Source organism: Streptomyces sp. NBC_01275, assembly GCF_026340655.1.
In the GTDB taxonomy this organism is placed as follows: domain Bacteria; phylum Actinomycetota; class Actinomycetes; order Streptomycetales; family Streptomycetaceae; genus Streptomyces.
In genome coordinates this window covers 2699545-2720660 of record NZ_JAPEOZ010000001.1, presented here as the reverse complement: position 1 = coordinate 2720660, position 21116 = coordinate 2699545, and the positions used below count along the sequence as shown (strand labels likewise).

Annotated in this window: 18 protein-coding genes; 7 read left to right on the top strand and 11 right to left on the bottom strand. The window is 72.4% G+C overall.

Annotated elements, in window-relative coordinates:
• Positions 1-136: 136 nt before the first annotated feature.
• Together OG562_RS11710 and OG562_RS11705 are read right to left on the bottom strand one after the other, a co-directional pair.
• Positions 137-1819 (bottom strand): alkaline phosphatase D family protein, encoded by a 1683-nt coding sequence (locus OG562_RS11710; protein WP_266396419.1) that lies wholly within the window; start codon positions 1817-1819, stop codon positions 137-139.
• Positions 1820-1897: 78 nt separating this feature from the next.
• On the bottom strand, positions 1898-2542 hold the full coding sequence (locus OG562_RS11705; protein ID WP_266396417.1) for an HNH endonuclease family protein: 645 nt from the start codon (positions 2540-2542) through the stop codon (positions 1898-1900).
• 497 nt (positions 2543-3039) lie between these two features.
• Between OG562_RS11705 and OG562_RS11700 the strand changes: the two genes are divergently transcribed.
• Positions 3040-3621, top strand: coding sequence for a TMEM165/GDT1 family protein (locus tag OG562_RS11700; RefSeq protein WP_266396415.1), 582 nt, complete (start codon positions 3040-3042; stop codon positions 3619-3621).
• A 187-nt stretch (positions 3622-3808) separates the two neighbouring features.
• Positions 3809-4480: an HAD-IA family hydrolase gene (locus OG562_RS11695; protein WP_266396414.1), complete on the top strand. Its 672-nt coding sequence runs from the start codon at positions 3809-3811 to the stop codon at positions 4478-4480.
• Between the two features lie 44 nt (positions 4481-4524).
• Here OG562_RS11695 and OG562_RS11690 read toward each other — a convergent pair whose 3' ends face one another.
• On the bottom strand, positions 4525-5700 hold the full coding sequence (locus OG562_RS11690; RefSeq protein ID WP_266396413.1) for a peptidoglycan-binding protein: 1176 nt from the start codon (positions 5698-5700) through the stop codon (positions 4525-4527).
• Between the two features lie 171 nt (positions 5701-5871).
• Between OG562_RS11690 and OG562_RS11685 the strand changes: the two genes are divergently transcribed.
• Positions 5872-8001: an MFS transporter gene (locus tag OG562_RS11685; RefSeq protein WP_266396412.1), complete on the top strand. Its 2130-nt coding sequence runs from the start codon at positions 5872-5874 to the stop codon at positions 7999-8001.
• Positions 8002-8039: 38 nt separating this feature from the next.
• On the opposite strand, the gene OG562_RS11680 is transcribed toward OG562_RS11685, so the two are convergent.
• Entirely contained in the window at positions 8040-8546 is a 507-nt protein-coding gene (locus OG562_RS11680; RefSeq protein WP_266409204.1) for a GNAT family N-acetyltransferase, read from the bottom strand.
• Positions 8547-8605: 59 nt separating this feature from the next.
• Positions 8606-9238: a dihydrofolate reductase family protein gene (locus tag OG562_RS11675; RefSeq protein ID WP_266396411.1), complete on the bottom strand. Its 633-nt coding sequence runs from the start codon at positions 9236-9238 to the stop codon at positions 8606-8608.
• Positions 9239-9408: 170 nt separating this feature from the next.
• Between OG562_RS11675 and OG562_RS11670 the strand changes: the two genes are divergently transcribed.
• On the top strand, positions 9409-10164 hold the full coding sequence (locus OG562_RS11670) for a hypothetical protein (RefSeq protein ID WP_266396409.1): 756 nt from the start codon (positions 9409-9411) through the stop codon (positions 10162-10164).
• A 5-nt stretch (positions 10165-10169) separates the two neighbouring features.
• On the top strand, positions 10170-10925 hold the full coding sequence (locus OG562_RS11665) for a hypothetical protein (protein ID WP_266396407.1): 756 nt from the start codon (positions 10170-10172) through the stop codon (positions 10923-10925).
• A 96-nt stretch (positions 10926-11021) separates the two neighbouring features.
• Here OG562_RS11665 and OG562_RS11660 read toward each other — a convergent pair whose 3' ends face one another.
• Positions 11022-11432, bottom strand: a complete 411-nt coding sequence (locus tag OG562_RS11660; RefSeq protein WP_266396406.1) for a DUF1992 domain-containing protein — start codon at positions 11430-11432, stop codon at positions 11022-11024.
• Between the two features lie 110 nt (positions 11433-11542).
• On the opposite strand from OG562_RS11660, the gene OG562_RS11655 reads away from it, so the two are divergent.
• Positions 11543-11935, top strand: coding sequence for a hypothetical protein (locus OG562_RS11655; RefSeq protein WP_266396405.1), 393 nt, complete (start codon positions 11543-11545; stop codon positions 11933-11935).
• Between the two features lie 14 nt (positions 11936-11949).
• Here OG562_RS11655 and OG562_RS11650 read toward each other — a convergent pair whose 3' ends face one another.
• Both OG562_RS11650 and OG562_RS45995 read right to left on the bottom strand, forming a co-directional pair.
• On the bottom strand, positions 11950-12621 hold the full coding sequence (locus tag OG562_RS11650) for an O-methyltransferase (RefSeq protein WP_266396404.1): 672 nt from the start codon (positions 12619-12621) through the stop codon (positions 11950-11952).
• 189 nt (positions 12622-12810) lie between these two features.
• Entirely contained in the window at positions 12811-14697 is a 1887-nt protein-coding gene (locus OG562_RS45995) for a DUF2330 domain-containing protein (RefSeq protein WP_323187502.1), read from the bottom strand.
• A 312-nt stretch (positions 14698-15009) separates the two neighbouring features.
• Here OG562_RS45995 and OG562_RS11640 point away from each other — a divergent pair, with 312 nt between their 5' ends.
• Complete coding sequence (locus tag OG562_RS11640) at positions 15010-17094, top strand: bifunctional glycosyltransferase 87/phosphatase PAP2 family protein (RefSeq protein WP_266396403.1); 2085 nt, start codon at positions 15010-15012, stop codon at positions 17092-17094.
• Here the strand turns inward: OG562_RS11640 and OG562_RS11635 are convergent.
• From OG562_RS11635 to OG562_RS11625, 3 genes are all read right to left on the bottom strand, one after another.
• Positions 17064-19187 (bottom strand): hypothetical protein, encoded by a 2124-nt coding sequence (locus tag OG562_RS11635; protein ID WP_266396402.1) that lies wholly within the window; start codon positions 19185-19187, stop codon positions 17064-17066. The genes OG562_RS11640 and OG562_RS11635 overlap by 31 nt on opposite strands.
• Positions 19188-19222: 35 nt before the next feature.
• A complete protein-coding gene (locus OG562_RS11630) occupies positions 19223-19663 on the bottom strand; it encodes a hypothetical protein (protein ID WP_266396400.1) in 441 nt (146 codons plus the stop codon).
• 208 nt (positions 19664-19871) lie between these two features.
• Entirely contained in the window at positions 19872-21041 is a 1170-nt protein-coding gene (locus OG562_RS11625; RefSeq protein WP_266396398.1) for a steroid 3-ketoacyl-CoA thiolase, read from the bottom strand.
• Between the last annotated feature and the right edge of the window lie 75 nt (positions 21042-21116).

Sequence of the window (21116 nt, the reverse complement as noted above, 5' to 3'; positions counted from 1 at the left end):
AGCAGACCGCCCACTGGAAGCGGACGGTCCGGCTCATCATGCCTTCCCGGAACTCCTGCGAGCACGGGGGATCCCCGGCCGCCACGGAACCGCCACGGATGCCAACGCGGGCCCCAGCGGCCCCGGTTGTCCCGTATCAGGGCGTCAAGTCGGACTCCTCCACGGTGGCCAGCGTCCCGTTCCCCCGTGCCTGCTCCAGTCGCAGCCGGGCCGAACGCCCGCGCAGGGACAGGGTCATGAGCTGATTGCCGAACCAGGGCCCGCCGGTCCTGCGCCAGTCCACGGGCGGCCTCTCACAGCGGCCGTGCCGGGCGAACCGCCGGCCGAGGGCGCGGGCCGCCGCGCTCCAGCCGAAGCGGAAGCCCACCCGTATCGACAGGGGGATGGAGTTGTGGACGGGCGAGCAGGTGAGTTGCAGCACGCGCGCGGCGGGGGCGTCCCCGGGCCACCTGGCCTCGGCCACATACGCGTGGTGCACGTCCCCGGACAGGACCAGCACGCTCGCCGGCGCGTCCGACCCCGTGCCCACCTCGGCGATCAGCTCGGTCAGCGCGTCGAACGACGCCGGGAAGGCCGCCCAGTGCTCCAGGTCCGCCCGCCGTCGCAGGTCCTCCCCGAACCGCGCCCAGCGCGCGCCTCGTTCGCCCCGGCACAGCGCCGCGTTCCACCGCTCGGCGTCGTGCACCAGATGCGGCAGCAGCCAGGGCAGGGAGGTGCCGATCAGGAGGTGGTCGTAGGAGTCGCGGCCGCGCAGGGCCTGGTCGCGCAGCCATCGCTCCTCGCCCGGGTCGAGCATCGCGCGCCCGCCCTCGTCGAGGACCCGCGCGGCCCGGCTGTCGACCATCAGCAGCCGTACGCGGCCGAAGTCGCGCCGGTAACTCCAGCGCACGGACGCGGGGTCGGCGTCGGCCCGGCAGGCGAAGGCGCGCAGCACGTCGGTGGCGTCGGGGGTCGCGCGTACGGCGGCGTAGAGCGGGTCGGCGGCGAGTTCGGCGGGGGAGAGGTTGCCCAGGTGCTGGTGGACCCAGTACGACATCAGACCGCTCAGCAGCCGCTCGTTCCACCAGGGAGTGGCCCGCATGTCGGCGAGCCAGGCGGCGGAGGTGTTCCAGTCGTCGATCACGTCATGATCGTCGAAGATCATGCAGCTGGGCACGGTGGACAGCAGCCAGCGGACCTCGGGGTCGAGCCAGGACTCGTAGTAGAGCCAGGTGTACTCCTCGTAGTCCGCGACCTCGGCGCCGGGTGCATCGGCGAGGCCGCGACGGGCGGCGATCCGCTCCCGGGTCGCGTCGGACACCTCGTCGGCGTACACCTGGTCGCCCAACAGCACCAGCACGTCGGGCCGTTCGCCGTCCGGGTCGGCGGCGAGGCGCGCGGCCAGACTGTCCAGGGCGTCGGGGCCGACGGGATCGTGTGCGTCGGCCGGGGGAGCGGCCCAACGGCAGGAGCCGAAGGCCACGCGGACCTCGCGGGCGTCGGCGCGGTCGTTGCCGCGGGCGTCGGCGCGGTGACCGGCGCCCTCGTCGTTTCCCTCGACGGGGGTGCGGATGACCGAAGGCGGGAAACGGGAGTCGGGCAGCGGCCACACGCGGGTGCCGTCGAGGAACACCTCGTAGGCGGTCGCCGTGCCCGCGGTCAGGCCGGTCACCGGGATCAGGGCGTAGTGATGGCCCGCCACCTGGAAGGTGCGGGTCGTGCCGTGGGCGCCGTCCGCGCAGCGCACCTCGGCGGCGCACGGACGGCTCGCCTCGACCCAGACGGTCGCGCACGAGCCGTCGGCGTATCTCAGCAGTGGTCCCAGTCGCAGTCCGGCCACGTGATCGCCCTCCTCCGTCGCCCCGTACGGTACGGAACGACGGAGGTCTGCGGGGAGATCCCGGAGGCTGCGATTCGATCAGCAGCTGGCGAGGTAGCTCGTCAGCGCGCTCTTCTCGGCGGAGTCGACCGAGAGGTCGTAGTAGTACTTCACCTGGACCCAGGCGCGGACGTAGGTGCAGCGGTACGAGGTGAGCGACGGCATCCACTCGGCCGGGTCCTGGTCGCTCTTCGACTGGTTCACGTTGTCCGTGACGGCGATGAGCTGCGGGCGGGTGATGTCGTTGGCGAAGGCCTGGCGCTGGGCGGTGGTCCAGGCGTCGGCACCGGAGTCCCAGGCCTCGGCGAGCGGGACCAGGTGGTCGATGTCGAGGTCGGAGGCGGCGGTCCAGGTGGCGCCGTCGTACGGGGAGTACCAGCTGCCGCTGGTGGCGGTGCAGGCGGAGTTGGTGACGACGTTCGTACCGTCCCGCTTGAGGATGTACTCACGGGTGTTGCAGGTGCCGCTGATGGTGATCCAGGTGGGGAAGAGATCGCGGTCGTAGCCGGTGCGGTCCTCGGTCGCGACGGTGAGCGAGGCGAGGTAGGTGCGGGCGGTGGCCGCGCTGACCGGGGTGGGGAGGGCGGCGGAGGCGGTCGGGGAGGTGAAAAGCCCGACCGAGGCTATGAGACCGGTGAGGGCGGCTAGTATGCTCAGCCGTCCACGCGCGTAGAACTTCGACATGCGAACTCCCTTGGGGGGCGGGGATGTTGGAGCGCGAGCGTTGGAATGCTCGCGGGCGCGCATTGCGGGGAGGTGTGCGCCCGGTAAGAAGTTAGTGACGTGCACATGACACAACAAGGTGTGCGACGGGACTTTCGGCCCCGGGCGGGCTCTGGACGGTCCCTGGGCGGGCTCTGGGCGGGCTCTGGGCGGGCCTCGGGGCCGGTGCCGGTGCCGGGCGGTGGCGTACCGGCGGTCCCCGGGCGGCGGTGCGGGCGTCGCGTACTATGGACGGCGCAGAAGGGGAGTAGCTCTTCGCCGGACCGTCGACATACTGCTCAGCTCGTCTGAGCCGGCGCCCGGAGGCGGACCCTTGGTGGATCCGCCAGCGAGACCTTCGGCAAGCAGTGCACATCCGTGCCGTACGGGCACGGGTGACGTGTGCGCTGCCGTGCCGAGGCGTCTGTTCTGAAGGGTCGGGACTCTCGGTGGGGCGGCCCCCGACCGATTGAGGAACCTTGATCAGCATCACCGTGACGGCGCTCGTCTTCGGCGTCGTCTTCCTGGCCGAGCTGCCGGACAAGACCGCGCTCGCCGGACTCGTCCTCGGCACCCGCTACCGCGCCTCCTACGTCTTCGCCGGTGTCGCCGCCGCCTTCGCGCTGCATGTCGCGCTCGCCGTCGCCGCGGGCAGCGTGCTGACGCTGTTGCCGCAACAGATCGTGCACGCGCTGACGGGCGTGCTGTTCCTGGGCGGCGCGGCGGTGCTGCTGATGAAGAAGGGCGAGGACGAGGAGGAGATCCGCAAGCCGGAGAACCAGTCCTTCTGGAAGGTCGCCGGCGCGGGCTTCATGCTGATCCTCGTCGCCGAGTTCGGCGATCTCACGCAGATCATGACCGCGAACCTCGCCGCCCGCTACGACGATCCGCTCTCCGTCGGCCTCGGCGCGGTGCTGGCGCTGTGGGCGGTGGCCGGACTGGGCATCGTGGGCGGAAAGGCGCTGATGAAGCGGGTGCCGCTGCAGCTGATCACGCAGATCGCGGCCGTGCTGATGCTGGGGCTGGGGACGTGGAGCCTGTGGGAGGCGCTGACCGCCTGAGGCGGCTGCCCGGCCGGCCGGCGAGCTGAACGGTGGGCCGCCGAGCTGAACGGTGGGTGAACGCTTTCCGGAAGGGGTGGCGGGGGCCCCGGATTGTTTTGTACCGTAGAGAAACAAAGTGGCTCCCGCTCGTTTTCCCTGACCGGCGGGCGGGGCCGCCTTGTTTCTCTAGTGCTGGGAGTCGCCGATGCCGGCCGCCGCGTCCACCGTCCTGACCGCCCGTGCCCTTCTGCTCGACATGGACGGCACCCTCGTGAACTCCGACGCCGTCGTCGAGCGGGTCTGGCGGCGCTGGGCCGATCGGCACGGACTGGACGGGGACGAGGTCATGAAGGTCGTCCACGGACGTCAGGGCTACGCCTCGATGGCCGTGCTGCTGCCCGACCGGCCGATGGAGGCCAACCTCGCGGACAACGCGCGCATGCTGGCGGAGGAGACCGCCGACCTGGACGGGGTCGTGCCGGTGCCCGGCGCGCCGGAGTTCCTCGCCTCGCTGCGTGCGCAGGGGGTGCCGCACGCGCTGGTGACCTCGGCGGACGTCGCGCTGTCGACGGCGCGGCTGGCCGCGGCGGGGCTGGCGCTGCCGGACGTGCGGATCACCGCGGAGTCGGTGGGCGCGAGCAAGCCGGACCCCGAGGGCTTTCTCAAGGGCGCGGCCGAACTGGGCGTCGCGCCGGCGGAGTGCGTGGTCTTCGAGGACTCCGGCGCGGGCATCTCGGCGGGACGCTCCGCCGGGATGCGCGTGGTCGGCGTCGGCCCCCGAGCCACCGTGCACCGACCGGACGCGGGGGCGCGGGATCTGCGGGGAGTACGGGTGGAGCGGGGCGAGGTAGGGCTGGTTCGGGTGCACGTGGGGTGAGGCGAGGGCGATGGACATGCCCGCCGCCCCCGCGCCTACGGCTCCTACGGCTCCTTCGTCTCCGACTCCAGGCTCGTGCGGGTTGCCGCCCCGTACACGCCGAGGTCGTCGGCGGTGATGCCGCGGGACCACTGGTAGTTGCGCAGGGCGTCCTCGACCGCGCTGCTGAAGGCGCCGTCGGTGTCGCCGTTGTAGAGGTACAACTGGCGTAGGCGGAGCTGGAGTTCGGTCACCTCGGCGCCCTTGTCGCCGCGTCGCAGGACCACGGTGGCGGCGGTGTCCTGGCTGTCGTCGGCCCCGTTCTCGGGGGCCAGGGAGCCCGTCGTGCGGGCGGTCGGCTCGGCCGGGGTCTCGTCGGGCGACACGGAGGCCGACGGGGAGGCGCTCGCCGTCGACTCCTCGGACGGCGACGGGTTCGTGCTCTCCGACGGGGACGGCGACGCGTCGGACGCCGACGGGGACGCGGAACGGCTCGCCGTCGGAGACGGGGACGCCTCGCTGGTCGAGGCGTCGGGCACGGCGGCCCGTACGTCCTCGGGGGCGGCGCCGTCGCGCGTGGGCGTCTCGTAGGAGAACAGTCCGCTGGCGAACCCGGCCGCCGCCACCACGGCCACCGCGGCCGCGCTCGCCGCGATCAGCAGGGTGCGACGGCGTCGGCTGCGGGGCCTCTCGTCGTCGTCGACGTCCCCGTGGGCTTTCCCGTGGGTGTCGGTGCCGGTGCCGGGGGCGTGGCCGTCCGGCGGCTCGAAGAGGTTCAGGTCGGGGGTGCTGGGCTCGGCGCCGGACCCGGCGTCCGGCGGGATCCTCCGCAGGGGCATGGTCGCGTCGGCCGCCGGCACCGTCCGCAGGGGCATCGTCATGTCGGCGGCTCCGGACTCCCCGCCCCAGGCGGTCCCGCCTCCCTGGGCGGACCCCCCATCCCGGGTGGACTCCCCGCCCCAGGCGGTCCCGCCTCCCTGAGGGGATCCCCCGCCCCGGCTGGGTTCGGCGGCCCCGCCGGACTCCTTGGCGTCGCCCAGCTCCACGTACGGCCGTATGCGCAGGGGATCGAAGTCCTCCGCCGCGGCCGCCTCCGCCGTGCGGGTGTCGCGCAGGGCGTCGGAGGCGCGCTGGGCGCAGGCGCACGACGGGGTGTTGTCCGGCGCTCGCAGCGCGCCGCACTCGGGGCACGGCAGCCCGGCCGGCCCCGGTCGCCGTTGTGGCCCCGTCGGATCGCTCACGTGTTCGTCCCTCCCCATGAGAACTCCAGAGATTATGCAGATCCTCCACACGGTCGGCTCCCGGCCACCCCCGGAATGCCGGCTTCCGCCAGGACTCAAGAGGACTCGAGAGGCCATAACGGGTCACACCGACCACGATGGGATGTGGCACGAGAGCCCCAGGAGGCATCCATGGCCTTGGACGCGCACAGCAGGACGGCGGATCCGCGTGAGGAACACGTGTCCGGAAACGTCCTCGTCTCGATCGGCGCCCTGCTGCTCGGCATGCTGCTCGCCGCTCTCGACCAGACGATCGTGTCGACCGCCCTGCCCACGATCGTCAGCGACCTCGGTGGTATGGAGCATCTGTCGTGGGTGGTCACGGCGTACCTGCTGGCGTCCACCGCCGCGACCCCGCTGTGGGGCAAACTGGGCGACCAGTACGGGCGCAAGAAACTCTTCCAGACCGCGATCGTGCTGTTTCTGATCGGCTCGGCGCTGTGCGGAATGGCGCAAAACATGCCGCAGTTGATCGCCTTCCGGGCCGTCCAGGGGCTGGGCGGCGGCGGGTTGATGGTGTTGTCGATGGCGATCGTCGGCGACCTCGTCCCGCCCCGCGAACGCGGCCGCTACCAGGGGCTGTTCGGCGCGGTCTTCGGCGCCACCAGCGTCCTCGGGCCCCTCCTCGGCGGCCTGTTCACCGAGCACCTGAGCTGGCGCTGGGTGTTCTACGTCAACCTGCCCGTCGGCGTCGTCGCGCTCGCCGTCATCGCGACCGTGCTGCACATCCCGCGCCGGTCGACCCCGCACGTCATCGACTACCTCGGCACCCTCCTCATCGCCTCCGTCGCCACCTGTCTGGTCCTGGTGGCGTCCCTCGGCGGCACCACCTGGGACTGGGGCTCGCCGCAGATCGCGCTGCTGGCGGTGCTGGGCGTCGTCCTGGCCGTCGCGTTCGTGGCCGTCGAGCGACGGGCGGCCGAACCCGTCCTCCCGCTCAAGCTGTTCGGCATCCGCACCTTCACCCTCTCGGCCGTCATCAGCTTCATCGTCGGCTTCGCCATGTTCGGCGCGATGACCTATCTGCCGACCTTCCTCCAGGTCGTCCAGGGCGTCTCGCCGACCATGTCCGGCGTGCACATGCTGCCGATGGTGTTCGGCCTGCTGCTGTCCTCGACCGTCTCGGGGCAGATCGTCAGCCGCACCGGCCGCTGGAAGGTGTTCCCGGTCGCCGGCACCGGCGTGACCGCTCTCGGCCTGCTGCTGCTCCACCGGCTCGACGAGCACAGCTCCACCGGCGAGATGAGCGCCTACTTCCTCGTCTTCGGCCTGGGCCTCGGCCTGGTCATGCAGGTCCTGGTCCTCATCGTGCAGAACGCGGTCTCCTACGAGGACCTCGGCGTCGCCACCTCCGGCGCGACCTTCTTCCGCTCCATCGGCGCGTCCTTCGGCGTCGCCATCTTCGGCACGGTCTTCGCCGGCCGCCTCGGCGACAAGCTCGCCGACGCCCTCCGGGGCGTCCAACTGCCCTCCGGCGTCTCGGTGGACGGCCTGGAGTCCGACCCGCGCGGCATCGCCGACCTGCCGTCCGACCTGCGCCCGCCGGTCCTGAACGCCTACGCGTCCGCCATCACCGACGTCTTCCTGTACGCCGCCCCCGTCGCCCTCCTCGGCTTCGTGCTGGCCTGGTTCCTGAAGGAGGACAGGCTGCGCGGCTCGGTCACCGCGCCCGACGTGACGGAGACCCTCGCCAGCAACCCGGTGGAGCGTTCGTCGTACGACGAGGTGTGCCGGGCGCTGTCCGTCCTCGGCACCCGCGAGGGCCGCCGCGAGATCTACCGCACGATCACCGCCCGGGCCGGCTACGACCTGCTCCCGGCGGCGAGCTGGCTGCTGCTGCGGATGAAGAGGTACGGCGGCGTCGAGCCGGGGGTGCTCGCGGAGCGCACCACCGTCCCGCTGTCCGTGATCATGGGCGCCGCCCGTCAGGTCGAGGAGCGCCGGCTCGCGGTGCGCGACGGGCTCGACATGACGCTGACCCCCGAGGGCCGCGAGGCCGCCGAACGGCTCGCCGACGCCCGCGAGGACTCGCTGGCCGAACTGCTCGGCGACTGGTGGGGACCGGACCGGCCCACCGACCTGGTCCAGCTGGTCAAGGAGCTCAGCGACGAACTGTGCGGCTCGGACCGCGAACAGCCGCACAACGGCCGCCCGATCGGCGACCATACGCCGGACGGCCGTATGCCGGACCGCGGCCGTATGCCGGACCGCCACGCGACGGACGGCCACGCGACGGACAGCCGTACGACGGACGGCCGGTGACCGGGACCGAGGCTCAGCCCGGCCGCTGAGCGAGAGGCTTACGCCGGCCCGGTCCCGTCCAGCTCCTTGCCGAACCAGTGCTCGGCGTACGGGTCGTCGTTGTACGGCCCGGTCTCCGTGTAGCCCAGCCGCGGGTACAGGGCGCGGGCCTCCACCAGGTCGCCCCGGGTGTCGAGGACCATCCGCGCGGCGCCGAGGGCACGCGCGGCGTCCTCGGCGGCCCGTACGAGGAGCGGGGCGCCGCCCTTGCCGCGCAGCCCCCGCTGCACGAACACCCGGGTGAGCTCGGCGGTCGTGGCGTCGAGCAGCCGTACGCCCGCGGTGCCGGCCGGCTCACCGTCGTACCGTCCGACGAACAACCGGCCGGTGGGCGGGGCGAGTTCGGCGCCGGTGCGGGCGGCGATCTCGCGCTCCAGCTCGGCGGGGTCGGTGCGGCGACCCTCGTGCAGGAGGTAGTAGCGGTCGCTGACCTCGGTGTAGTACGCCCGCCAGAGCGCGGCGGCGACGGGGGAGTCGTAGGGCTCCGCGGCGATGGTCCATCCCATGGCCATGCCGGGTGTCAGGCCAGCAGTCGTGCCGGGCGTCGTGCCATTCGTCATGCCGGTCATTCTCGGGAGTCGGACCACTGGGCGCGCAACCGGATATGCGTGACCTCCGGCGAGTCCAGCACCTGGGTCTTGCGCCACTCGATGTGCTCGTCCCCCACGTGGTCGAACAGCCTGCGTCCGCCGCAGGCCAGCACCGGGACGACGTGCAGCAGCAGTTCGTCCAGCCATCCGGCCCGGATGAACTGCTGCACCAGGTCGGCCCCGCCGGCCAGCGAGACGTCCCTGTCGCCGGCCGCCTCCCGGGCCAGCTCCAGCGCCCGCTGCGGGCCCTCGGTGACGAAGTGGAAGGTGGTGCCGCCCTCCTTCACGAGGGACGCGCGCGGATGGTGCGTGACGACGTACACCGGCGTGTGGAAGGGCGGGTCGTCGCCCCACGGCAGCTCCCCGGTGACGTACATCCCGTGCCCCATGACCACGGCCCCCGGCCGCTGCGCCCACTCGGCGATCAGATCGTCGTCGGGACCGGTCGCCCCGCCCGCCATCCCCTGCATCCGACGGAACGTCCGCAGCCCGTACACCCACGCGTGCAGCCGCTCCCCGCCGACGCCCAGCGGATGCTCGCGCCCGGAGTCCGGGCCGGCGACGTACCCGTCCAGCGACATGGCCAGCCTTGCGATGACGTCACCCATGACGACCTCCTCCGTCGATACGGCCTGCTCTCACCTTTGCGTCGATCGGGCGGGCGCCGAATCGACACGCCGGGCGGGGGCACGCCGTTTGAGACCCCGCTTCGGGGCAAGACGGACGGAGAACCGGCCCGCACGGAGAGCCGGTCGGGCCGAGAACCCGGAAGGCACTCATGTCCACAGGCGTGATCATCGCTCTGATCGTGATCGTGGTGGCCGTCGCCCTCGTCGCGGCCATCCTGACCCTGCGAGCCCGCGGCGGGTCCGCGGGCGGCGGCCTGAAGCGGCGCTTCGGGCCCGAGTACGACCGTGCCGTGGCCCGGCACGACGGGGACGCCAAGGCCGCGGAACGCGAGCTCGCCGAGCGCGTGGAGCGGCACGGATCGCTGCGTGAGCGGGAGATCGAGCCCGCGCAGCGGGAACAGTTCGAGGCGCGCTGGACGGCCGCCCAGGAACGCTTCGTCGACTCGCCGCCGGCGGCGCTGGCCGAGGCGGACCGGCTGCTCGGGGAACTGGCCGCGGCACGCGGCTTCCCGGACGGCGCGCAGTACGAGGAGCAGTTCGCCGCGCTGTCCGTGCACCACGCGGACCAGGTGGACGGCTACCGGCGCGTGCACAGCGTCGCCCACACGCGGATGAGCGGGACGCAGGACGCACCGGGCACGCAGAACGCACCGGGCACGCAGAACGCGCAAGGCACGCAGAACGCACAGGGTGCGCAGAACGCACAGGGTGCGCAGAACGCACAGGGTGCACAGGGCGGCGTCGGTCGGCCCGGCACCGAGGAGATGCGCGAGGCCATGGTCGAGGCCCGGGCCCTGTTCGAGGTCCTGGTGGGCCGCTCGGCCCGAGACCGCGACCGGAGCTCCGACAAGTCGGCCGGCGGCAACCCGTCGGCGACCACCAGGCGTCACGCGAAGGGGAGTTGAGCGATATGACGGACGCGACGACAGGCCCGGGCGCCGAGGGCGCCCCGCGCGACGGGAAGCCGAACGGCCGTGCGGCGGTCCCGCCGACCCGCCCGGATCACGCCCCGGCGAAGGTCGATCCGGAGACATCCGATGCGGAGACGGCCGATCCGAGGACCGCACCGCGCAGCGAGACGGCACCGCGCAGCGAGACGACGCCGGGTGGCCTAGCGACGACCGGCCGTGACGCCCGGCGGGGCGCCGGCGTTTCGGGCGAGTCCATGCGCGGCCGCGACAGCGCCCCGGTCCCGCCGGTCCCGCCGGTTCCGCTGGGCGAGCGAGGCCCCGCCACGCCTGCCACGCCTGCCACACCCGCGACCACGTCGGCGCCGAACACGTCCGCGAGGCCCGGCACCGGCACAGGTCTCAGCACCGACACCGCCCCCGCCACCCCTGCCAAGCACCTGTCACCGCTGTTCCCGCACGACGAGAGCGACAAGTTCTCCGTACGGATGCAGCACGCGGTCGCCGGGTTCATCGACGGCCCGTCCGCCTCCGTGGAGGAGGCCGACCACCTGCTGGAGGAGATCGCCTCCCGCTTCACGGAAGCGGTGGCCCAGCGTCGCCGTACGCTCCGCGGGTCCTTGCGGTCCCGGGACGGCCGGGACGGCCGGGACGGCGGGGACGGCAGGTCGGCCACGAGCGCCGACGCCGACACCGAGCAACTGAGGCTGGCCCTGCGGGACTACCGCGAACTGTCCGAGCGGCTTCTGCACTTCTGATGCGCTGCTGACGCGCCTCTGATGCGCCGCTGACCGGTCGGGCCGACACTCCGACCGGTCAGCCGGACCAGTCCGCCGCCTACCCCGCTCCGCCGCCTACTCGGCCGCCGTCCGGTGCTCCCGCCACTGCCGTACGACGTCCTCGACGTCGTACGGCTTCATGCCCAGCGGGGGGCCGGGCGGCGGCTTGAACATCATGTCGCGGAGCTTGACGTTGACGTCCGTGATGATCTTCCGGACGATCCGTTCCGAAGGGGCCGCGTAGGCCGCCGCGAGGGCGTCCTCCGCCTCCTTGCGCAGGGCGAGCGCCGGCGGCAGCACCGAGAGACCCTCGCGGGCCATCTTCTGCCTGATCCACCAGAGTTCGTCGTACGACGTGTCGACGCCCGGCGGCAACGGCTTGCCCGCGCCCGGCAGATGATCGAACTCCCCGCGCCGTTCCGCGTCACGGATCTGCTTGTCGACCCAGGACTCGAACGGCACACCCGGTGGCTTTCGCTCGGTCATGCGTCCATTGTGCCGGACGCGGCGGGCCCGGGCGATTTATCATGCGGCGGCTGTACAAGGACACTTAAGCCGCTGACAGATACGTCAAAGACACCTCAAGGGGAGCGCACGTGCTCGAACTCACCATGGCCACCGTCTCCGGGACGGAAGAGGGTGCCACGGCCGGCATGCTCATGGCCGACGCGCCGAGTGACCCGGGCGCCGTGCTGCGGGTGGGACGGGACAAGTCCGTGTGCCGCCTGGCGACGCCCGACGACTGGCTGTTCGTCTCCCGGGTGCACCTGGAGTTCCTGTGCGGCCCCGAGGGCACCTGGCAGGTCTCCTGGCTGCAGGGCTCGCAGGCCGAACCGTCCTCCGAGGTGCGGCTGGTCTCCGGGCAGTACGCGCAGCCGCTCGCCTACGGCGGCACCGTGCCGTTGCCCCGCGGCGGCTCCGGCGAGATCATCGTCCTCGACCGCACCGGGCCGCGCAGCGTCAACGTGGGCTTCTACCACGAGGGGTGAGCCCTGGGTGAGGGCTACGCCAGGACGCGGGCCAGCGCGAAACCGTCGTAGCCCTTGGCGCCGACCGTCTGGATCGCCGTGCCGCTCAGTCTGGGGTGCGAGCCGATGAGCTCGATCGCGGCCCTGCTGCCCAGCACGTCCGCGTCGGCGTTGTCCCCGTCGGCGATCCGGCCGCCCCGCACGACGTTGTCGACGACGATCAGGCTGCCGGTGGACGTGAGGCGCAGGGCCCAGTCCAGGTAGTGGGCGTTGTTGGCCTTGTCGGCGTCGATGAAGACCAGGTCGAACGGGGGCGGGTTCTCGTCGGCGAGCCGCGGCAGCGACTCCAGGGCCAGGCCGACCCGCACCTCCACCTGCTTGTCGAAGCCGGCGCGGGCGATGTTGCGGGTGGCGATCTCCGCGTGCCGTGGGTCGTACTCCAGCGTGATCAACCTGCCGTCGGCGGGCAGGGCGCGGGCCAGCCAGATCGTGCTGTAGCCGCCGAGCGTGCCGATCTCCAGGATGGAGCGGGCTCCCTGGATCTGGGCGAGCAGCTGGAGCAGCTTGCCCTGGGCCGCCGTCACGCTGATGGGTGGGAGCCCGGCGGCCTCGCTCTCGTGCAGCGCGGCCGCGGTCTCCTCGTCGTCCGGGGCGAGGTGGGCCGTGAAGTAGGCGTCGACGGCGTCCCAGACCTGCGACTCGCTCATTGCGCTCTGCCTCTCTTGTGCCTGCGTATCTGTGTGCCTGCGTGTGCCTGCGTGTGCCTGCGTGTGTGTCTGTGCCTGGGTATCTGTGTACCCGACGCGACTAGTTAGAACCGCTAAGTAGTCGTCCAACGGAGGGGGCTACGCGCGGGTTCCCGTCCGCATGCTTCACGGGTTTCCCACCCCGGGAATTCACCCGTTCGGCTCAGGGTGCGCCGATGGGTAGGCGGAGCGGGCCGGGCGTGCGGGGTACGCAGGGGGCGTAGCGGGGGGTGTCGAGGGCTCAGGGGGCGGCGCGGACGGCATCGGGGGCACGGGAGGCGTACGGAACACGGACGACGCCCGAGGCGGAACGGCCCGCCGCCGCCGAGAGGACGAAGAGGGCGTGGAGAGGGGAGGGGCGAGGAAGGGGTGTGAGGGCGAAGAGGGCGAAGAGGGCGACGAGGGTGGAGGAGGCGGAGGAGGCGGAGGGGACGAAGGTGGCGAGGGGGGCATGGGGGGTGGTGGGGGCGTGAAAGGCCTAGGGGAGGCGGGAGGCGTGGACGGCTTGGGGGGCGTTATCGGCGTTATCGGCGTAGGGGGCGTAGGGGGCGTAGGCGGGATGGCCGGTACGCGCTGGGCGCGCGGGGCGCGCGGCACAGCCGAGGCGGCGCGTAAGCCGGCCCTGCCGAACCAGCCGCTCACCCCGGAAGCGGCGAAGGCGCGAGGCCTTCCGGGCGCGCCGGTCCCACCGGACGAGTGAGGGCCATCCGGCTCCGGCACACCGGACGAGCCGATCCCACCGATCCCACCGGGCACTCCGACCCCACCAGGCACCCCGCCCCCGCCGAGTACCTCACCCCCCTGATACCCCGACGCATGCCGAGGTCCCGACGGTCCCGTTCTCCGTGTCCGGCCCCTTCGTACTCCGAGCACGATCGCCCCCGTGCCCAGTGCGGCGACTGCGATGACGACCGTCAGGAGCCATGCCGGGATTCCGGCCAGGGTGAGGAGTCGGTTCTCGTAGATCACCTGCTGGAAGGGGGTGTCGTTCGCCGCCCGGCGCAGTTCGTGGTCCCCGGAGATCGCCGAGGGGAGCGGGAACTCCTGGGCGACGGCCGTCAGGTACGGCGTGCCCGTGGCCAGCTCCTTCAGCGGGCCCGTCGTCGTGCCGAGCCGGCCCGCGAAGGTGACCCGGGGGCGTTCGCCGCCGATCGCGGACGCCGGTTCCATGCGGTGCGCGGCCAGGACGTAGAGGCCCAGCGACTGCGGGGTGCTCGCCAGCCGGGACAGCCGCATCGGGTAGACGAGGTCGTCGGAGGCGAAGCTGAGGCGGAGGGGTTCGAGTTCGCCGCTCAGGGGCGTGCCGGCGGTCTCGGGGGCGAGCCGTACGGCCACGTACTCCCAGTTCCGGTCGACGTAGGGCTGGAGGCCGCCCTCCAGTCGGGGCGGGAAGACGAAGTCGTTCGCGCGCAGCCAGTCGTCGAGCGCGCCCGGGTCGGTGGCCGTCAGCCGGGCCACGTCGAACGGGCCGAGCCGCTCGCGCCCGACCACGCCCACGCCGGCCCCGGCGCCGGTTCCCCGCGGGGGCGGCGGACCTCCCGCGCCGTCGCCGGCGGTCAGCGGCCAGTCGCCGTCCTGCGGCCAGAAGTGGTAGCGGGTGCGCTGCACGGGGGCCGTGGCCTCGGCCAGCTGGTCGAAGAGCTCCGGGTCGTCGAGCGTCACGGTCGCCCGACGCGGCACGGGCATGATCCAGGCGGCCCGCTCGGCGTCCCCGCTGACCGTCAGCCGCATCACGATCTGCTCCTGCGTGCCGTCCCAGCGCACGACGGAGACCTCCCGGCCGACCGTGAGCTGCCGCTCGTCGCCCGGGACCAGCGCGCCGCAGGCGCAGGCGTAGGCGGGCGCGACGAGCGAACCGAGCTGGACGGCCAGCAGCGCCAGGACGACGGCCCCGACCCGGAACCGGGCCCGGGACTGCGATCGGGCCGCAGTGACCACCCGCACACCCGCCCCTGCGTCCGTCCCCGCCCCCTCCCGCCGCATCAGGCGTCTCAGACGTCCCCTCAGGAAACCGATCGTGCCGACCAAGCCGACCATGCGCCGTAGCCCTCCGTCGCTCGTCCGTCACCGCTCGCCGCGATCCTCGCCGTGCCCGACGGTACGGCTGAAGCGCCTGTTCCGTTCGTGTGAAGCACCAGTTCAGGACGTGCTGTGACCTACATCGCGCCCCGCGGAGGCAACCTCGCCCCCGGCGCACTATCGTCTTCCGGACAAAAGGAGAGTCGACGTCAGGTGAAGCGGGGGTTGCCTGCGTCTCTCTTCGGGGGTGGTGCGAGCCTCATAGGGTTCGTTCAGCGAACACCTGCGCAGCAGACGCGTGGGACGAACGGGGCGGGAGGCCGACGAGGCGTGGCGAATGCGGAGCACAGCGGGCGAACGGCGGAGGCCTTCGGGCCGGCGGCGGCCGGTACGGCGAGGGCGCGGCTGCGCGCGGCACGCCTCGGTCTCTGGCTGGTCGCGGCGGTCCTCGCCGTCCGCCAGGTGGCCGTCGTCCTTCGCACCCCGCGCGGAGAACGGCTGACGGACCTGGAGACCTGGGTCGGACCGGACGGCGTGCTGCACGTCAACGGTTCGCTCTACGACTCCACCCGCTTCACGGGCACCCCCTTCGGCGGGCTCGTCCTCAAACCCCTGACCCGGGCCGCGGAACAGGCCCTCGGCTGGGGCTGGACCTTCGGCACCCTGCTGCTGGTCGCCGTCCTGGGCCTGGTCGTCGCGCGCGCCCTGCCCCAGCCCGTGAGCAGACGTACGGCCCTGCTCGCCGCGCCCGTCGCGATCAGCCTGCTCATGCTGTCGCTGCCGGTCCGCAACACCCTCTGGCTCGGCCAGACCAGCATCATCCCGGTGCTGCTCGTGCTCCTCGGCTGCTTCGCCGTACGGGACTGGCGGGCGGCCGGCGTTCTGATCGGCCTGGCCGCCGCCCTGCAGCCCACGGTGCTGCTCTTCGCGGCCCTCCTGTGGTTCACCGGCCGCCGCCGGGCGGCGGCGGCCACCGGCGCGACGTTCGCCGCGGGCACCGCGCTCGCCTGGGCGGCGATGCCGCACGACTCGTACATCTACTGGGTGCACCACATGGCGGGCGTGGGCCTCGGCGGCAAGGCGGACGCCCTCGCCAACCAGTCGCTGCACGGCGCGCTGCTGCGTCTCGGCCTCTCCGGCCCGCTGGAGATCGGCCTGTTCCTGACCCTCGGGGCGGCCGTCGCCGTCCTCGGCGTCCGCCGGGCCGTGCGCTACGCCCGCGACGGCCAGCTGCTCCTCGCGGTCGCCCTGACCGGCTGCGCGGCGATCGCCGTCTCCCCGACGACCTGGCAGCACCAGCTGCTCTGGGTCCTGCTGGCGGTCGTCGGCCGGGTCGGCAAGCGCGCCTCGGACCGCAACGTCTGGCCGGTAGCCGTCGTCCTGGTGATGACCCTCCCGGCGAAGATGATGCTGCCGAACATGGCGGCCCTCTACCCGCTGCGCGACAACGCCGTGCTGCTGGCCGCCATCGCCGCCGCGACGGTCGTACCGTTCCTGCCGCGCACCTCGCCGCACTACCGCGCGCCGATCCCCACGCAGTACGCGCAGCCGGTGCCGACGCGCTGGAAGCACGTACCGCTGCTGCCGTTCCTCAAGCGCGTCCTCACCCGACCGAACCTGCTCCTGGAACTCCTCCTCATCCGGGTCACCTACGCCGCCTACCAGCAGGTCAGGCTCGCGGCGACCGGCGGCACGAACTCCGGCGGCCGGGCGCGGGCGGAGGCCCACGGCCGACAGATCCTCGACATCGAACGCTTCCTGCACATCGACATCGAGCACTGGGCCAACCACGCGGTCGTCAAGGTCGAGTGGCTGCGCGACTTCTTCGACTTCTACTACGAGTCGTTCCACTTCGTGGTCCCGCTGTCGGTGCTGGCGATCCTCTACTGGCGCCGCCCGGTCGACTACCGCTGGGCCCGCTCGACCCTGGGCTTCGCGACCCTGCTGGCCCTGGTCGGCTTCTGGCTCTACCCGCTGGCCCCGCCGCGCCTGCTCCCCGGCCTCGGCGTCATCGACACGGTCCACGGCGTCCAGGACTTCTCCAAGCCGGACTACGGCACCCTGACCGCCCTGACCAACCAGTACGCGGCGATGCCGTCCCTCCACTTCGGCTGGTCCCTGTGGTGCGGGCTGGTCATCGCGATCGTCGCGCCGAAGTGGTGGATGAAGGCCCTGGGCCTCCTCCACCCCCTCTTCACGGTCTCCGCGATCGTGGCCACCGGCAACCACTGGGTGCTGGACGCGGCCGGCGGCGCGGCGGTCGTGGCGGGCGGCTTCGGCCTCGCGTACCTGCTGATGGGCCCGAGGGCACGCCTGACGACGGAGACGGACCCGGCTGCGGAGGCCGAACAGACGCCGACTCCCTCCACTCCCTCGGAACCGCCCTACTCCCTCGGAACCGCCAACCGCTCCTGAAGCCGCGCATGCCGGAACTGGTACACGGGCCCCGTCGCCCGCAGCAGATTGCGGCGACGGGCGTCCTCCAGGAAGTGCATCATGCGTACGGGGGTGCCCTCCTCGGCATGGAGTTGTACGGCGGTGAGGGCGGTGGCGACGGCGAGGTTGCCGGCGAGTCCGGCGGCGGCGCCGGTCCACAGGAACGCGGTGACCGCGAACATCGCGCCCACCAGCGGGTACTGCGTCCAGGCCAGGATGGGACCGATGTACAGCGCGAGGGCGCAGCCGGTCAGCAGCCCCAGGAACAGGCGCAGCCCGATGTGGTGCCGCCACACGTCACGCGGTCCCACGGACCGGCTGTCCACGACCGCGGGACTGCTGTGCCGCTCGCGCACGCTGTCGTACCTGCGCCCCGAGCCGACGGAGAGGACGGGGGCCCCGGTGACGATCTGGTACCCGCGGCCCGTCACCAGCACCTCGCTGAAGCCGAGGGGCAGCGTCACGACGTACCAGAACCACAACGGCGGGGCGTCGTCGGTCAACAGGGGGATGCTCAAGACCAGCGGGATGCACAAGCACAGCATGGTGCCCACGAACAGCCATTGCGTGATGCCGGCCCAGATCGTCCCGCGGGTGAAGATGTCGCGGCGGCCTGCGCTCGACAGCGGCTGCGGGACGCTGAGGGCTGCGTGCCGGCGGGCGATGTCGGAACCGCCCCAGATTGCTGCGAAGCAGCTGAGCACGGCTGTCTGGCGCGTCGGATACAGGCTCCAGGCCAGCAGCACACCGGGCGTCCCGCACACCACCGTGGCGACGAGCCACACGCCGATGATCCGAGGCCCGGGACCCGTCCAGCCGGGGATGTGCCACCAGCGCAGGTCGCGGGAGCCGTCCTGGGTGAGGCGCGCGGCGATGAAGCGGAGGGTGCGTTCGGCCGTCTCGGGGGAGTAGCGGGGGCGAGGCAGTCCCGGGCGCGGGCTGTACGCGGCGGCGACCGCGTGGTCGAGGAGGTGGTTCTCGACGGCGGTCGGGGTGGGAAAGCGGGCGGCGTCGAGGAGTTCGTCCACGGGACCGTCGTCGGCGTAGACGTCGCGGAGCAGGGCGACGGCGAGCGGGTTGGCGAGGGCGGCGGCGAGAACGCTGCCGGGTCGGTCGGGTCGGTCGGGTTGGACGGGTTCATCGGGTTGGTCGAGGAGCCGTCCGGTCAGGGCCCGCCAGGCGGGGGAGGGGTCGGCGGGCAGCCGGTTCAGCAGATACGCGGCGGTGTCGGCGGGCCGTACGGCCTGGATCTCCAGGGCGAGGGCGCCGCCGAGCCGGGCCTTCTTCGCGGTGAGCACGGCCTCCCTGGCCCGCGAGACGAGCACCAGCCGGAAGGGTGCCGTCTCCAACGCGCTGACCATGGCCCCGCGCAGCCGGCCGGTGACCTCGTCGAGCCCGTCGAGGAACAGCGAGACCCGCCCCGCCTCCAGCAACCGCCGCGCCCGCTCCCGCCCGCCCCGCCCGTGGAACAGCGTGTACTCCCGCGTGAGCCGCCCCGCCGCCCAGTCCACGGCGCTCTCCGCACCGGGATCCCACCCCTCCAGGGAGAGAAGGACCGGCACCGGAACACGCACCCGGTCCTCCGCACCGATGCGCGCCCGATGGGCGAGCGCGTCGAGCAGAAGGAGTACGGCGGCTGCGGTCTTCCCCGCCGCCGGGGGACCGATGAGCAGCAGCCGCCCCGAGGCCAACCCGCCGTATACGGCGTGCAGTTCACCGAGCCCGCCGCCGTCGCGCAGCTGCTCGCGGGTGACCTGCGAAACCCCCGGCACCGCGACGAACCGCGCCCGCGCCCCCTCCGCAGTGGCCCCGCCGATCCGCCCGGCCGCCTTTCGCTCGCTCACCCGCCACCGCACCGGCAACGGCGCCGGCTCCAACAGCCGCCGCAGCCCGGCCTCTTCCTGCCACTGCGCCCCGACGACCCGCGCGAGCTCGTCGGCGACGACGTCGAGAGGAGCCTGCGGGGTGATGCGGTGAGTGTGGTGGGTGTGGTGGCTGTGGTGATGGACGTCGAGGGTGTTGTGATCACCGACCTGGAAGGCGGCGGGCCCGTGAAACACGTTCCCGGACACGTCACCGGAGTCGGGCCCTCTGCCGCCGGGGTCTGTCATCCGCCGGACCCGAAGTGGTTCTCCTGACGGTTGTGGTTGCCGGTCTGGACGGCGGTGGGGCCGTGGAAGGCGTTACCGGTGAGGGCGCCACCGGATGCCCCGTCCTCACTGCCGAACTCCCGGGTGAGCTGGGTGAGTTGAGTGAGGAGCCGCTCCTGCTCCGTGCTGCTGAGCGACCCGAGCAGCGAGGCGAACTCCCCCTGCCACAACACCGCGTGCACCGCCCGCACCCGCTCCCGCTCACCTTCGCCGGTGGCGGCGAGCACGGCGGCGGTACGGTCGAGCAGCTCGAGCGTCTCGCTCTCCCGCGCGGAGTCCCCCTGCCCGACGAGCCGCGCACACCGGGTCCGGAACCACGCCCAGCTGTCCGACCCGGCCGCCTGGACGACGGCCATCCCCCCACCGGCCGCCACTGCGGTCAACGCCTCCGTGAGCATGTCCCGTTCCCCTCCCCTTGTCCCCTGATCCCGTTGCCCCTGATCCCGGCGGCCGAACCGCCCAGCTGCCAGCAGGGCGGGACAAAACGCATGGTACAGAGGGGAGTTGGAGGGGTGGATGAAAATCCGTGACGAGTGGGGACCGAGAACCCGGCGGACTCGACCCTCGCGGTCAGGCCCGCCGCGTTCTCGCGGTCTCTTTTCCGGGCTACAGCCGCTGAATGATCGTCCCGGTCGCCAGGGCTCCGCCCGCGCACATCGTGATCAGCGCGAACTCCTTGTCCGTGCGCTCCAGTTCGTGAAGGGCCGTCGTGATCAGGCGGGCGCCCGTCGCTCCTACCGGGTGGCCGAGGGCGATGGCGCCGCCGTTGACGTTGACCTTGGACAGGTCCGTCTCGAAGACCTTCGCCCAGGACAGCACCACGGACGCGAAGGCCTCGTTGATCTCGATCAGGTCGACGTCCTTCAACGACATGCCCGCCTTGCCCAGCACCGCCCGTGTGGCGTCGATCGGGCCGTCCAGGTGGTAGTGCGGGTTCGCGCCGACCAGGGCCTGGGCGACGATCCTCGCCCTCGGCTTCAGCTTCAGCGCCCGCGCCATCCGCTTCGACGCCCACATGATCGCCGCCGCGCCGTCGCTGATCTGGGACGAGTTGCCGGCCGTGTGGATCGCCGTCGGCATGACCGGCTTCAGTCGTGCCAGCGCCTCCGCCGACGTGTCCCGTAGGCCCTCGTCCTTGTCGACCAGGCGCCACATGCCCTGGCCCGACGCCTGTTCCTCCTCGGTCGTGGGGACCTGGACCGCGAAGGTCTCCTTCTTGAAGCGTTCCTCCGACCAGGCCGCCTCCGCCCGGGATTGGGACAGCAGGCCGAGGGCGTCCACGTCCTCCCTCGTCAGGCCTCGGTTGCGGGCTATGCGTTCCGCTGCCTCGAACTGGTTCGGCAGGTCTACGTTCCACTCCTCCGGGAACGGTTTTCCGGGGCCGTGCTTCGAGCCCGAGCCCAGGGGGACGCGGGACATCGCCTCGACGCCGCAGCTGATGCCGACGTCGATGACGCCCGCCGCGATCATGTTCGCCGTCATGTGCGACGCCTGCTGCGAGGAGCCGCACTGGCAGTCGACCGTCGTCGCGGCCGTCTCGTAGGGGAGGCCCATCGTCAGCCAGGCTGTGCGGGCCGGGTTCATCGACTGTTCGCCGGCATGGGTCACCGTGCCGCCGACGATTTGCTCGACCGCGTCGGCGGGGATGCCGGTGCGGCCCAGGAGTTCGCGGTAGGTCTCGCCCAGGAGGTAGGCGGGGTGCAGATTGGCCAGCGCGCCGCCGCGCTTGCCGATGGGGGTGCGGACTGCTTCCACGATCACGGGTTCGGCGGCCATGGGTGCGGATCCTCTCGGAACTAGTACGTGTTCTAGTTCTTCTGGATGCAGTCTGCTTACGTGATGTGCGTCACC